At 53.1% G+C, this 12,579-nt stretch carries 14 protein-coding genes; 8 read left to right on the forward strand and 6 right to left on the reverse strand.

Going from position 1 to position 12,579, the window contains the following annotated elements; all coding sequences use genetic code 11:
• Nucleotides 1-2: 2 nt before the first annotated feature.
• From rsmB to def, 3 genes are read right to left on the reverse strand one after another with little or no spacing between them, the layout of a single operon-like run.
• Entirely contained in the window at nt 3-1,286 is a 1,284-nt protein-coding gene (gene rsmB / locus L2731_RS18695) for a 16S rRNA (cytosine(967)-C(5))-methyltransferase RsmB (protein WP_239854063.1), read from the reverse strand.
• Nucleotides 1,283-2,257: a methionyl-tRNA formyltransferase gene (gene fmt / locus L2731_RS18700; protein WP_239854062.1), complete on the reverse strand. Its 975-nt coding sequence runs from the start codon at nt 2,255-2,257 to the stop codon at nt 1,283-1,285. The genes rsmB and fmt overlap by 4 nt, the downstream gene beginning before the upstream one ends.
• A gap of 7 nt (nt 2,258-2,264) precedes the next feature.
• Nucleotides 2,265-2,777: a peptide deformylase gene (gene def / locus L2731_RS18705; protein WP_239854061.1), complete on the reverse strand. Its 513-nt coding sequence runs from the start codon at nt 2,775-2,777 to the stop codon at nt 2,265-2,267.
• Nucleotides 2,778-2,902: 125 nt separating this feature from the next.
• On the opposite strand from def, the gene L2731_RS18710 reads away from it, so the two are divergent.
• From L2731_RS18710 to L2731_RS18720, 3 genes are all read left to right on the forward strand, one after another.
• Nucleotides 2,903-4,000 carry a LysM peptidoglycan-binding domain-containing protein gene (locus L2731_RS18710; RefSeq protein ID WP_239854060.1) on the forward strand — a complete coding sequence of 366 codons (1,098 nt, stop codon included), beginning with the start codon at nt 2,903-2,905 and terminating at the stop codon, nt 3,998-4,000.
• 88 nt (nt 4,001-4,088) lie between these two features.
• Nucleotides 4,089-5,108 carry a DNA-processing protein DprA gene (dprA, locus tag L2731_RS18715; protein ID WP_239854059.1) on the forward strand — a complete coding sequence of 340 codons (1,020 nt, stop codon included), beginning with the start codon at nt 4,089-4,091 and terminating at the stop codon, nt 5,106-5,108.
• A gap of 2 nt (nt 5,109-5,110) precedes the next feature.
• Nucleotides 5,111-5,584 carry a DUF494 family protein gene (locus L2731_RS18720; protein ID WP_011867527.1) on the forward strand — a complete coding sequence of 158 codons (474 nt, stop codon included), beginning with the start codon at nt 5,111-5,113 and terminating at the stop codon, nt 5,582-5,584.
• A 57-nt stretch (nt 5,585-5,641) separates the two neighbouring features.
• On the opposite strand, the gene L2731_RS18725 is transcribed toward L2731_RS18720, so the two are convergent.
• Nucleotides 5,642-7,423, reverse strand: a complete 1,782-nt coding sequence (locus tag L2731_RS18725; RefSeq protein ID WP_239854058.1) for a collagenase — start codon at nt 7,421-7,423, stop codon at nt 5,642-5,644.
• Between the two features lie 136 nt (nt 7,424-7,559).
• Between L2731_RS18725 and L2731_RS18730 the strand changes: the two genes are divergently transcribed.
• From L2731_RS18730 to hemF, 3 genes are all read left to right on the forward strand, one after another.
• On the forward strand, nt 7,560-8,126 hold the full coding sequence (locus tag L2731_RS18730) for a DNA topoisomerase family protein (RefSeq protein ID WP_239854057.1): 567 nt from the start codon (nt 7,560-7,562) through the stop codon (nt 8,124-8,126).
• Between the two features lie 91 nt (nt 8,127-8,217).
• Entirely contained in the window at nt 8,218-8,775 is a 558-nt protein-coding gene (gene tsaC, locus L2731_RS18735; RefSeq protein ID WP_239854055.1) for an L-threonylcarbamoyladenylate synthase type 1 TsaC, read from the forward strand.
• A gap of 18 nt (nt 8,776-8,793) precedes the next feature.
• Nucleotides 8,794-9,705, forward strand: coding sequence for an oxygen-dependent coproporphyrinogen oxidase (gene hemF / locus L2731_RS18740; RefSeq protein ID WP_239854053.1), 912 nt, complete (start codon nt 8,794-8,796; stop codon nt 9,703-9,705).
• Nucleotides 9,706-9,788: 83 nt separating this feature from the next.
• On the opposite strand, the gene L2731_RS18745 is transcribed toward hemF, so the two are convergent.
• Nucleotides 9,789-10,217: a group II truncated hemoglobin gene (locus tag L2731_RS18745; protein WP_239854052.1), complete on the reverse strand. Its 429-nt coding sequence runs from the start codon at nt 10,215-10,217 to the stop codon at nt 9,789-9,791.
• Between the two features lie 175 nt (nt 10,218-10,392).
• Between L2731_RS18745 and aroE the strand changes: the two genes are divergently transcribed.
• Together aroE and L2731_RS18755 are read left to right on the forward strand one after the other, a co-directional pair.
• Nucleotides 10,393-11,235: a shikimate dehydrogenase gene (aroE, locus tag L2731_RS18750; RefSeq protein WP_275659230.1), complete on the forward strand. Its 843-nt coding sequence runs from the start codon at nt 10,393-10,395 to the stop codon at nt 11,233-11,235.
• Nucleotides 11,236-11,275: 40 nt separating this feature from the next.
• The gene (locus L2731_RS18755; protein WP_249254822.1) at nt 11,276-11,548 is read left to right on the forward strand and encodes a DUF1488 family protein; all 273 of its coding nucleotides are present in this window, start codon (nt 11,276-11,278) and stop codon (nt 11,546-11,548) included.
• A 119-nt stretch (nt 11,549-11,667) separates the two neighbouring features.
• Here L2731_RS18755 and L2731_RS18760 read toward each other — a convergent pair whose 3' ends face one another.
• Nucleotides 11,668-12,225 (reverse strand): gamma carbonic anhydrase family protein, encoded by a 558-nt coding sequence (locus L2731_RS18760; protein WP_239854050.1) that lies wholly within the window; start codon nt 12,223-12,225, stop codon nt 11,668-11,670.
• Nucleotides 12,226-12,579 lie beyond the last annotated feature (354 nt).

Consider the following 12,579-nt stretch of genomic DNA (forward strand, 5'->3'; position numbering starts at 1 on the left):
CTTTATCCCTTAACCAAGCGAGCGTAGTAAAACCCATCCATATTGTCTTGGCCTGGCGTGATCTGCCAGCCAATGTCATCGCGATTTTGTTGTTGTGCGATGGGGACCAGGGTTGCGTCTTGGGTTCTCGCTAAGAAAGCCTTGATCTGTTCGGCGTTCTCTTGCGGTAAAATTGAGCATGTAGCATACAAGAGTGTGCCACCGGGTTTAAGCCACTGCCAGCAATGATCCAAAATTTGTGACTGCAATGTGGCTAGATCTTCGATATCGGCCTGCTTTCTGAGCCATTTGATGTCCGGGTGACGACGAATCACACCGGTGGCCGAACAAGGCGCATCCAGCAAGATGCGGTCGAACTTATCGCCCTGCCACCAGGAGTCTATCTTGGCGGCATCACCATGCACCAACTTGGCCTTGAGGCTTAATCTGTCGAGGTTTTGCTGTACCCGCTCCAGACGCTTGGCGTCGAAGTCTACCGCTACCAGATCGATACTGGGCTGACTCTCCAGCAGATGACAGCTCTTGCCGCCAGGAGCGGCGCAGGCATCGAGGATCAGCTCATTTTGCTCGGGCGCCAGCAGGCTGGCGGCCCATTGCGCCGCGCCATCTTGTACCGAGGCGGCGCCATCGGCAAAGCTGGGAAGCATACCGACATCTTTCGGGCTCTCCAGCAGTATGGCGTTGTCGCTCGCCCCTGGTGTTGCGGCTATCTCCTGCTCGTCGAGTAGCGCCAGATATTGCTCTCGCGTCTGGGACAACTGATTGTTACGCAACCACATGGGTGGGCGTTGATGGCTCTGGGCGATCACCTCTTGCCAGCTATCTGGGTAGGCGGCCTTGAGGCGCTTGATCAACCAGGCTGGAGTGTTAAAGGCTAGCGTCTCATTATCTTCTGGCAGTGGTTTCTGGTTACGCTGCAGGTTGCGCAGCACACCGTTGACCACCTTGACCAGGCCCTCGAACTTGAGCTGGCGACAGGCCTCGGCGGTTTCCGAGATCGCCGCATGGCCGGGGATGCGGGTGAAATAGAGCTGATAACATCCCACGAGTAGTAGCTGATGTACGATGCGCTGCTTGCCCTTGAGTGGCTTGCTCATGCAGTCGCTCACCAGCTTATCGAGCTGGGGAAGATGACGCATCACGCCATAGCAGAGTTCGGCCAGCAGGGCCTTGTCCTTACCACTGGTGAGTCTTTGCTGCTGCTCTGGCAGGGCGACAGACAGGGAGACACCCTTCTCTAGTACCTGAAAGACGACTTTGGCGGCGAGAGCTCGCAGATTCTTCATGCCTGCGCCTCGTCCTGTTTGGCTACACCCTGCAATTGAGTGCCCGGGGTAAACCAGTCGCCGCGGGCGTTAAGCACGTCCGCCACCGCCATGGCTTTCTTGCCTGGCAGTTGAATCGTCTCGAGGATCAGCGCGCCTTTGCCGGTGGCGACCACTATGCCCTGTTTATCGGCGCGGATGATGGTGCCCGGGGCCTGCTTAACGGCCTCGTTAGACACGCTGGCCTGCCACACCTTGATCACCGCATCTTGGTGGGGGAAGTGGCTTGCGGGCCAAGGATTGAAGGCGCGAACTTCACGCCAAAGCTGCTCAGCCGGTTTGCGCCAGTCGAGCTGCGCCTCTTCTTTACTCAGCTTATCTGCGTAGTTGGCCAGGGCTTCATCTTGTGGCTCAGGTGTGAGGTTACCTTCGGCCAGTCCCTGTAGCGCCTGGATCAGGGCGCTAGGTCCCTGCTCGGCCAGCTTCTCATACAGGCTGGCAGAGGTATCGCTGTCTTCGATAGGTAGGTGGGTCTTGAGTAGCATGTCGCCGGTATCTAAACCTATATCCATCTGCATTATGGTGACACCTGTTGCCTCGTCACCGGCCCACAGGGCGCGTTGAATCGGCGCCGCGCCGCGCCAGCGAGGCAGGATGGAGCCATGCACATTGATGCAGCCCAGTCTAGGGGTGTCCAGCACCACCTGAGGCAAGATAAGGCCATAGGCGACCACCACCATGATGTCGGCGCCGAGAGCGGCGAGCTCTGCCTGGGCTTCTTCGTTTCTCAGGCTCACGGGTTGGTAGACTGGGATATCATGCTCGAGTGCCAAGGTCTTGACCGGGCTGGCCTGTAGCTTCTTGCCACGGCCCGCGGGTCTGTCTGGTTGGGAGTAGACTCCGATAACCTGGTGCTCTGAATCGATTAAGGCTTGTAGATGGCGGGCGGCAAAATCTGGCGTACCCGCAAAGAGTATCTTGAGTGGTTTCAAATGGGGCTTATCCTTGTTTGGCTTCGAGGCGCGCGGCTTTTTCGAGTTTCTGTTTGATACGCTGACGCTTGAGGGGCGAGAGGTAATCGACAAACAGTTTGCCATTGAGGTGATCAAGCTCATGTTGCAGACAGATGGCGAACAGGCCATCAGCCTCTAAAGTGAACTCGTTGCCATCTCTGTCCTGTGCCTTGATGGTGACAAACTCGGCGCGATCGACTTTGGCATAGATGCCGGGAACGGAGAGGCAGCCCTCTTCGTTGCAAAAATCGCCACTTTTCTCAATTATCTCTAAATTTATGAAAACCTTAGGGCGTTCTACGTCATCTTGCAGGTCCATAACGATCAATTGATGATGGTAATCTACCTGGGTCGCTGCCAGACCAATTCCCTTCTCTTCATACATGGTTTCGAACATATTATCGATTTGTGTCTGAAGCTCAGCGTTAAATTCTGTAATGGGCTTAGCAATGGTGCGTAAGCGCTCATCGGGAAAGCGTAAAACTTTTAGTAAACTCATACATAAACTCTTAACAAGTCTGTCAAATTCGAGTCAGTTGGTTATACTGACTTTGGCTAATGGGTTAATTTTAATCCTTAGTGGCATTCAATAACAGTAAAAGCTCTATATAAAGGGCAAACAGCATGGATACCCCCATGAAACGACTAATTTTACTCGGTTTAATGATTTTTAGTAGTTCGTTTGTTGTCGCGGATACCTTGACATTGAAGTCTGGCCATCCCGATTCGTATGTGGTGAAGAAAGGAGATACCCTCTGGGACATCTCAGCGCAATTTCTCAAGGACCCCTGGCGTTGGCCTAAGCTCTGGGGCGCCAACCCACAGATCGCTAACCCTCACCTTATCTATCCCGGCGACAGGCTGACCCTGGTCTTTATCGACGGCGAACCCAGATTGGTGGTTAAGCCTCATGTTCGTAAGAGTCCCGAAGGGCGCGTCTTGCCTAAAGGTGGCGCAATCCCAGCCGTGGATCTTAGCCTAATCCAACCCTATCTGGTGCAAAACCGAGTGGTCGATGGCGAGTGGTTCGATAAGCAACCTATGGTCATGGGCGGCGAGAGCGAGTCCAGACACCATGTGACCGACGATGTTATCTATGTCCAAGGGGAGCTGACCCTGGGGGACAAGTTTGGTGTCTATGCCAAGGGACGTCAGTTTGAAGATGCCGAGTCTGGTGATGCGCTGGGATTGGAGGTCATTCTAACCGCTAGCGGCCGTGTCATCGAGTCGGGCCCTGTGTCTAAGGTGCAACTGCTGAGCAATATGCGTGAGACCAAGGCGGGTTATCGTGTGCTGCCTATCGAAGATGATTCCTTGATGTCCGCTTATTTCATGCCTAAGGCGGCGACCACGCCTGGTAAGGTGCTCGCCTCGGATAAAGGTGTACGTGAAATGGGTAAACTGGATGTGGTCTATATCGACCGTGGCAGCCAGGATGGTGTCGAGCCAGGCCATGTGTTCTCCATCTTCCGAGATGGCGTTGAGGTGGTGATCGATGGTGACGGCCAGCCGGTACAACCTGAGGATCGCAGCACCTATGAGGAGCTTCTGGCGAATATCTCTTCCGATAACGCGGTGAAGATGCCAGATATCTATCGCGGTAAGGTAATGGTCTTCAAGGTGTTCGACCGTGTCAGCATGGGGCTTATTCTGATTAACGAGAAGCCTGTGCGTGTTCATGATAAGTTGCTGCAGCCGGATACCCTGTTAGCAAGCGAATAGTGCCATCGACGACAAACTGGTCGACTGGCTAGTTGTTTGTGCAGTACCCGGGTTAGGACCGGCCCGGGTTAAACAATTATTAAACTACATGGATGTAGCAGAGCTCAGGCAAAGGCTGGAGCATGAACCCGAAGCCTTACCCCTGCCTGAGCGGCTGTTGACGACTAACTTGACCCCCGACTTTGCCTTGGTCGAACAGGCGTTAGCATGGCAAGATGCCGAGTCTCATCATCATATCCTCTGTCCTCAAGATCCCCTTTATCCTAGCCTGCTCCTGCAGATTAACGACCCACCGCCGATCCTATTTGCCAAGGGCGACATCAATGCCATGGTGCATCCCTGTATCGCCATGGTGGGCAGCCGCGCTGCGTCTCAGTCGGGATTAGCCGCTAGCTATCAACTGGCCCAGGAACTCGCCGCGGCCAAGGTTGCGGTGATCAGTGGCATGGCGGCTGGCATCGATGGTGCGGCCCACCAGGGGGTATTAGATATGGATGGCGTGACCCTGGCCGTGTTGGGCACAGGCATAGAGGTGGTCTATCCCAAACGTCACAAACCCATCTACGACAAGATCCAGCAGAGGGGCTGTGTGCTCAGTGAGTTCTGGCCTCAGGTTAAACCCTACGCGGGTAACTTTCCTAAGCGTAACCGCATCATCAGCGGGCTGTCGCTGGGCGTGTTGGTGGTCGAGGCGGCGCGAAAGAGTGGCTCGTTGATCACTGCGCGATTGGCGCTGGAGCAGGGCCGCGAGGTGTTTGCCGTACCGGGTAACATCCTGGCTGGGGATCATCAGGGTTGTCATGATTTGTTACGGGATGGCGCTAAATTAGTGGAGTGCGCCGCCGATATTATCGAAGAGGTTGCAGCTTTATCAAGATTTCACCTTGAAGAGTTGCATCGTCGTCACCATATAGGGGAGGAGTTAGCTTCTGATTTGCCATTTGCCTCACTGTTAGCTAGTGTAGGCTATGAGGCCACGCCATTAGATGTGGTGGTCGAGCATAGTGGAAAAACGATAGAGCTAGTATTAGAGCAGTTGCTTGAACTTGAACTACAAGGTTGGGTTTCAGCTGTACCCGGTGGTTATATAAGACTTAAGAGGAGCTAGCCATGTTCGATATCCTCATGTATCTATTTGAAAACTATGTGCACAGTGAGGTCGAGTTACTGGTCGACGAAGACGAGTTGACCCAAGAACTGACACGAGCAGGTTTTCATCAATCGGCGATTATTAAGGCCTTGTCCTGGTTAGAACACCTGGCTTCGCTACAAGAAAGTGATCAACCCTACCTATGTAATCATGATCAACACTCTTTCCGTATCTATACTCAGGCCGAGATGGAGAAGTTAGATGTCGAGTGTCGTGGTTTCCTGCTTTTCCTAGAGCAGATCAAGGTGCTCAATGTCGAGCTACGCGAGATGGTGATCGATCGTGTGATGGAGCTGGATGAGCCTGCATTGATCCTTGAAGACCTTAAGTGGGTGATCCTCATGGTGCTGTTTAATGTGCCAGGCAACGAGTCCGCCTATGAGCAGATGGAAGATCTGATCTTCGAGCAACCCGATGGTCGGCTACACTCCTAATTGACTCGATTCGGATTTCAAAGAAAGGAGGCCTGAGCCTCCTTTTTTAATGCTTGATTAAAAATGTTGATGGGCGCTATCTAACTTAAGATGGGCAGGCATCAAATAATCGCGATAGGCGTAACGATTTAGCTTGTTTATCTTGGGCGTCTTATTTGTTTCTTTCTCTTTAAAATCGGCAACCTGCTGGGTTAGCCATACTGAGAATGCTTCCTGCTGCTCTGAGAGTTCATCGAGCAACTTCTCATAGCCCTCAAAATAATCTGTCTTCAGGTAATGGCTGAGATGCACCAACTCCTCTGGGTGCTGCTCGGCCAAGAAGCGGATTGCCATGTAACTCCATTTATAGGTGCGGTCGAGACCATCCTTATATTCGGTGGCGAAGATGGTCTTGAGATCCGGTGCCTCATCTAATTTTTCCTTGATTACCTTCAGGGTCGATGGATTGTCATTGCCCTTGGAGACGTACTCCGCCAGGCCTTCCGACCACCACACCAGCTTGCTCGGGAAATGGCCGAAGCCGCCGTATTTAACGAAACGACCATCGAGATAGTGAACGTATTCATGATTCAGGTTCCAGATGGCAAATTCCGGGGCTATCCAAAACTGACGATAGGCGAAGAAGCTGGCCTGATTATCTGGGTTAGATGGCGTTCCTTCGATATATATGCCGCCATTATCCGTGCCTATGTCGAACAGCAACTGGCCGTAGGCGTTGTATTGGCTCCAATTTTTGAAGGCCACCACCTGCAGCGCGTCATTGTTATCGTTGGCGGTAGGCCGATGCTTTGTCTTTAGCAACTGATGAAAGTGTGCCTCCTGGGAGGTGAGCTTAGTACAGCTGATGCTGAGCTCATCCGGAGTCAGATCCTGCGCCAGGATATACAGGCTGTCTGAGCATTTATGGCGTATGGGTAAGATCTGCGATTGCTCTGGGATCTGACAGATAGTGCCGCGTGCCTTGCAGGCCTCCTGGCCGGCGAAGGCATTTACATGATAGCCCAAGGTGTAGGTGGTCTTAGCCGCATCCCCTCGCCGCGCAACATCTCGCTCGGCCATCTCGGCCATGGCGTCGTCCAGTGCCTGTTCGGCTGGCGTGATCTTGCCCTCATCGCCGCTGGGCAGTGCCAGGCGGTAGAGCCCAAGCGCCCAGTAGGCATTGGCTCTTGGCCAGTCCCGCTGACCGTGCAGGCTAAGGGGAGAGGCGGCAAAGTCGAGCAGTGGCTTATCTAATCTGGCGGCAATCAATTGTTGGTTGAGGGTACCCTCGGGCTGTTTGCGCGCAGCGTTCAGCAGCATGCCATAGGCTCTCAGGGTCTCCCACAGGGCGTAGTCTGTCGCCAGGCTGGGGGATTGGTTAGCGATGCGGCTCAGTTGCTGGTTTAGTAGGGGCAGTAATCTGCCAACTTGCTCGGCGTGCTCATCACTTTCTTCTTCAGTATTGGCATAGTAGCGATACAGGGTGACAGCGAAGTGTTCCTGTAATCTGGCACTCTGACTGACTAGCTTGCTTTGACCAAGCTTGTTTAGCGCATCCGTTAGCGCGGCGTATTCAACACTGGTCAGCGCGTCCATAGGGCCGAAATAGCTAAAGGCCCTCAGGTAGTAGAGCTGGGCATCTAGCGTTTGCTCGTCCTGGCTCTGAATGATGGCTTGTACCGCCTGATTGAAGCTGGCCTTATCGAGTAAAGGGTTGTCATGGCTGAAGCTTTGCTGCGCTGGCATGGTGTTAAGCCGGCCGATAAAGGCAGGGTCTAGCTGTGTCGGCGCCGTGGTGCTGCACCCCAGTAACAGACTGGGGCCGAGTAATAAGAGTGCGCGGAGGGATTGGTGTAACATAGAGTCTCCATCTATTTTTGCATACAATATATTTCATTGTCATGAAGAAGACTAGCTATAATTAAATGCACATTCGATTCCCAAGGCGCTGTAGAGCTTGATAAAATGGCTAGAGTCACCGGCTGTCGAGAAAACCATGTCTAAGATAGATGATCAACTGTTTAGTTCACACGAGCATGCACTAGAGAAAGAGTATGAACTCTGTCCCAAGTGTGGCTGCGAGCTGTCGGTAAAAAACAGTAAACATGGTGGGTTCATCGGCTGCAACAACTACCCTAGTTGCGACTATACTCGGCCCCTGGTGCATCACGAATCGATAGAGACTCAGGTGATCCAAGGCTCAGAATGCCCCGAGTGTGGCGCCGAGCTGGCGGTGAAGTCGGGCCGTTTCGGTATCTTTATCGGCTGTACCCGATATCCTGAGTGTAAGCATATCGAGAAGCACGATCAGGAGGATCCGACCGAGGCCGTGACCTGTCCCAGTTGCCATAAGGGCGTGATGGAGCATAGAACCAGCCGTTTCGGTAAAAGCTTCTATGCCTGTAGTGCCTATCCTAAGTGTAAGTTTTTGGTCAATTATCCTCCCGTGCAGGAGACCTGTCCCGATTGCGGCTTCGGCATCTTGGTCGAACGCAAAGGCGCCGCAGGCATGCGGCTGGAGTGTCCTCAAAAGGCCTGTAAATATAAGCGCCCGCTAGCCTAAGCGTTCTCTACCATTGTTCGCATTAGCTTTGTCTGTATAATCTCGACGCATAAGGTCAAGTCGACCCGTTGAACAAGAAAGGTAAGGCCACATGTTACAGCAAGATCCTGGCGCCCTGGTTGAAACGGTACTGCAAGGTGGCGTCATAGCCTATCCCACCGAAGCCGTTTATGGACTGGGCTGCGATCCCGACAATGATGAGGCGATTCAGAAGCTGCTCGACCTAAAGCAGCGTCCCTGGCAGAAAGGCTTGATCCTGGTTGCCAGTGATTTCAGTCAATTAACGCCCTATATCGATTGCTCTGTCCTCACCGAGGCGCAGATGCAGTCGGCCTTCGATAAATGGCCCGGCCCCTTCACCTTTATCATGCCGAAACATCCTGGGCTATCCAGCCTGTTGAGCGGTCAGTTTGACTCCCTCGCCGTGCGTGTCTCCAATCATCCTGGCGTGCAGGCGCTATGTCAGGCGCTGGGTAAGCCCATCGTCTCGACCAGTGCCAACCTGACCGGAGAAGAGCCCGCCTTGACTCCAGAGGAAGTCATACGTCAGTTTGATGGCAAGATAGATGGCCTGGTGGCCGGTAGCCTAGGCGCCGAGCCTAAACCGTCGACCATCATAGATGTGATCAGCGGAAAGATTTTACGATAACCATAGCAAGGAATTTTTATGAAGCCCGATGCCACTCAAGTCAAAGCATTCTTACTCGACCTGCAACAGAGGATCTGTGAAGGCCTAGAACAACTCGATGGCGAGGCCAAGTTTGTGGCCGACTCCTGGAAGCGGGAAGAGGGCGGTGGCGGCACGAGCCGCGTATTGACTAAGGGTAAGGTGTTTGAGCAGGCTGGGGTGAACTTTTCCCATGTGACCGGCGCGGCCATGCCGGCATCTGCCACGGCGCACCGCCCCGAGCTGGCCGGGCGTAGCTTCGAGGCCATGGGCGTCTCCCTGGTGATCCATCCTAATAATCCCTATGTGCCGACGACCCACGCCAATGTGCGCTTCTTTATCGCCGAGAAAGAGGGAGCGGATCCTGTCTGGTGGTTCGGTGGCGGGTTCGATCTGACCCCTTACTACCCGTTTGAGGAAGATGTGGTGACCTGGCATCAGAGTGCCAAGGCATTGTGCGAGCCCTTCGGCGAGGATGTTTATCCTAAATATAAGAAATGGTGCGACGAGTATTTCTTCCTGCCCCATCGTAATGAGACCCGTGGCGTCGGTGGTCTCTTCTTCGACGATCTCAATGAGCCTGGGTTCGAAAACAGCTTCGCCTTCATGCAGGCGGTGGGCGAGGGCTTCTTGAAGGCCTATGCGCCGATTGTCGAGAAGCGCAAAGACACCGAATATGGGGAACGTGAGCGTGATTTCCAGCTCTATCGTCGTGGCCGCTATGTGGAATTTAACTTGGTATATGACAGAGGCACGCTGTTTGGCCTACAAACCGGTGGCCGTACCGAGTCTATCCTGATGTCTATGCCGCCACTGGTGCGTTGGCAATATGCCTACACTCCTGAGCCGGGCAGTGCGGAGGCGAAACTCTATAGCGACTTCCTCAAGCCGAGAGATTGGCTGCCAGCGTAGAAGGTCAACCAGAAGCAAAAAAGGACTCTATTGAGTCCTTTCTTGTTTTACACATTTTGGTTTTGCACATATTGGCGCCTATGCTATTGGTTACGCATATGATCGGCTAGAGTCGAGATCGCCTGGTAGATGGCTTCCCTATGTTGCGGCTCCTTGATCTCTATCGCTAATGCTCGCTGCATGCAGAGTAGCCACTGATCGCGCATGTTCTCGTCTATGCTAAAGGGCATGTGCCTGGCGCGTAGGGCCGGGTGTCCATGACGTTGATGAAACAGCTGTGGGCCACCTAGCCAGCCGCTGAGGAACTCGAACAGCTTCTGTTCCGACTCGGCAATGGGGGATCTATGCATGGCCAATAAGGCCTGTGTGTCTGGGTTGGTCTGCATCTGGTGGTAAAACTGTTTGGCGAGCGCCCTGATCACCTCTTCACCGCCAATTCTATCGTAGGCGTTTGATTGCTGAGGATCGCGCTCGGCCGAAGGCTTGGCCATCATCTTCTTTAACCACTTCATCTGACTCTCTCGTGGGCTCTGTTGGACTCGATTTAGATATCAAGCGGCACACTAGCGGATTCTCCAGTTGCAATCAATGCTAGTTTCCCTGAAGAGATTGCATGGCGTCGCCCTTTGCTTCGCCTAAAAAGCTCAGTAGACTGGGCGCAATCGGATTAACAGAGACAGTTACCCCATGACACAACCGCTGGTGCAAGACAGATATGCCGTATTTGGCCATCCCATAGGGCATAGTAAATCTCCCGCTATTCATCAGGCTTTTGCCCAGTCGACAGGGGAGTCGCTGCGCTATGAAGCGATTTTGGCGCCCCTCGATGGTTTTGCCGAGTCTCTGCAAAGCTTTTTCAATGAAGGGGGGAAGGGGGCGAATGTGACCCTGCCATTCAAGGAGCAGGCCTATGCCTTGTGTGATTGCCTGAGTGAGGAGGCGAGACTCGCGGGAGCGGTGAATACCCTTAGCCGCTTGGATGATGGTCGTATCAAGGGAGATAATACCGACGGCTTGGGGCTGGTGGCGGATCTCGAGCGTCACATAGGAGCCTTAAGCGGTAAAAACGTCTTACTTATCGGTGCCGGCGGCGCCGCGCGAGGCGCCATACTGCCGTTATTGAATGCTGGTATCGCCTCTCTGACGATTCATAATCGCACCCATAGCAAGGCCGAACTACTGGCCGAGACATTTAAGGCGTATGGTCAGGTTAAGGCTTGCACCTTAGACGAGCTGAATCATAGTTTCGATATCGTCATCAATTCAACGTCTGCCAGCTTAAGTGGAGAGTTGCCGAATCTGCCCCATGAGATTATCGCTGCCCATACCGTCTGCTACGATATGATGTATGGCAAGGATCTCACCGCCTTTAACCGCTGGGCCTCGAGTCAGGGGGCGGGTGAGGTGATTGATGGCCTCGGCATGCTGGTGGGCCAAGCGGCTAAGAGCTTCGCCATCTGGCGTGGCGTCGAACCTGCCGTCGAACCAGTGCTGGCACAGTTGCGTAATGAGCTTGCCGTGCAGGCATGAGAGTAGCTATGTCGTTAGTTGGCAATAGGAGTAGCAAGCCATGAATCAAAGCATCATATTTACCGAGCAACTGACCTGGGATGGTCAGCAAAATGCGATTCACTTTACCGCGCAGCAGCAGGGGATGTTGATCGACTGCTACATAAGCCAGAAGGTGCTTGAGCATCTGGCGGCCGAGAAGATTAATAACAGTGAACAGGCATTGTCCTTGTTTGAACAGTTTCGTTTCGATATCGAGGAGCAGGCGGAAAAGTTGATCGAGCAAGAGGCGTTTGACGTTCAAGGCCATATACAGGTTGAGCGCGTCGACTAGCTCATTCTAAAGTTTGCCCCTAGCGCTTACGTTGATGCTGCATAGGGGCGCCGAATCATCGACGCCATGCAGGTTGAGTTTAAGTCGCATTTCTCGATAGAGAAGCTGTCAATAACTGTCTAGGTCGGCAGATCCTGCAACGCCTCTTCAATATATTCGTTCTTCAGGCGGACATAGTTGTCCGCCGACTCTGGCAGGAAGTTTATTTCTGCCTCTGTCAGCGCTCTCACCTTCTTGGCCGGGCTGCCTACATACAGGTGACCACTCTCCAGTGTCTTGCCGGGTGGAACCAAAGAGCCTGCACCTAAGATCACATCGTCTTCTATTATTGCGCCGTCTAATATGATGGCGCCCATGCCGATAAGGATACGGTTGCCGACTCGGCAGCCATGCAACATCGCCTTATGACCTATGGTGACATCATCGCCTATGAGGAGTGGGTGTCCTTCGGGGCGGCTGGCCGATTTACGGGTGACATGTAATACGGTGCCATCTTGTACGTTTGAACGTTTACCAATGCGGATGTGATTCACATCGCCTCGCGCCGCGACCATGGGCCAGATGCTGGCATCTGTGTCTAAAGCAATGTCGCCGACGAGTACACAGGCTTCATCGATATACACACTGGCATCAAATTGTGGGCTAAGGCCCTTATAGGCACGGATAGATTTTGTCATGGCTAAGTCCTTAAAACGGCCAAATGAGTGGGGGTTACCCAGTATAATGGGGAAAAAGTAGCTAGTCAGGCGAAAAAGCGCGCAAACAATGCAAAAGAAGCACTTTTCTTTTAAAAAGCCCTTGCACAAAAGATTTGGCTCCCTATAATGCGCTCCCACTGACACGGCAAACGGCGCTACTTAGCAACGATTACCAAGCTCAGATGGTTAAAGTGATAAAGTTGAAAAACTTCTTAAAAATCACTTGACGCCAACATCGGGAAGTGTAGAATACGCATCCCTAAGCCGACGGCCCAGCGCTAACGGCGGCATCCAAAAGTAAGGATGCAATGCTCTTTAACAAGATAAAACAAG

It is taken from the genome of Shewanella aquimarina, from assembly GCF_023349185.1.
Classification (GTDB): Bacteria; Pseudomonadota; Gammaproteobacteria; order Enterobacterales; family Shewanellaceae; genus Shewanella; species Shewanella aquimarina.

Coding starts and splice junctions, on each gene's coding strand:
- rsmB (WP_239854063.1), bottom strand. CDS start 1,286: ATGAAGAATCTGCGAGCTCTCGCCGCCAAAGTCGTCTTTCAGGTACTA.
- def (WP_239854061.1), bottom strand. CDS start 2,777: ATGAGTTTACTAAAAGTTTTACGCTTTCCCGATGAGCGCTTACGCACC.
- L2731_RS18710 (WP_239854060.1), top strand. CDS start 2,903: ATGGATACCCCCATGAAACGACTAATTTTACTCGGTTTAATGATTTTT.
- dprA (WP_239854059.1), top strand. CDS start 4,089: ATGGATGTAGCAGAGCTCAGGCAAAGGCTGGAGCATGAACCCGAAGCC.
- L2731_RS18720 (WP_011867527.1), top strand. CDS start 5,111: ATGTTCGATATCCTCATGTATCTATTTGAAAACTATGTGCACAGTGAG.
- L2731_RS18725 (WP_239854058.1), bottom strand. CDS start 7,423: ATGTTACACCAATCCCTCCGCGCACTCTTATTACTCGGCCCCAGTCTG.
- L2731_RS18730 (WP_239854057.1), top strand. CDS start 7,560: ATGTCTAAGATAGATGATCAACTGTTTAGTTCACACGAGCATGCACTA.
- tsaC (WP_239854055.1), top strand. CDS start 8,218: ATGTTACAGCAAGATCCTGGCGCCCTGGTTGAAACGGTACTGCAAGGT.
- hemF (WP_239854053.1), top strand. CDS start 8,794: ATGAAGCCCGATGCCACTCAAGTCAAAGCATTCTTACTCGACCTGCAA.
- L2731_RS18745 (WP_239854052.1), bottom strand. CDS start 10,217: ATGAAGTGGTTAAAGAAGATGATGGCCAAGCCTTCGGCCGAGCGCGAT.
- aroE (WP_275659230.1), top strand. CDS start 10,393: ATGACACAACCGCTGGTGCAAGACAGATATGCCGTATTTGGCCATCCC.
- L2731_RS18755 (WP_249254822.1), top strand. CDS start 11,276: ATGAATCAAAGCATCATATTTACCGAGCAACTGACCTGGGATGGTCAG.
- L2731_RS18760 (WP_239854050.1), bottom strand. CDS start 12,225: ATGACAAAATCTATCCGTGCCTATAAGGGCCTTAGCCCACAATTTGAT.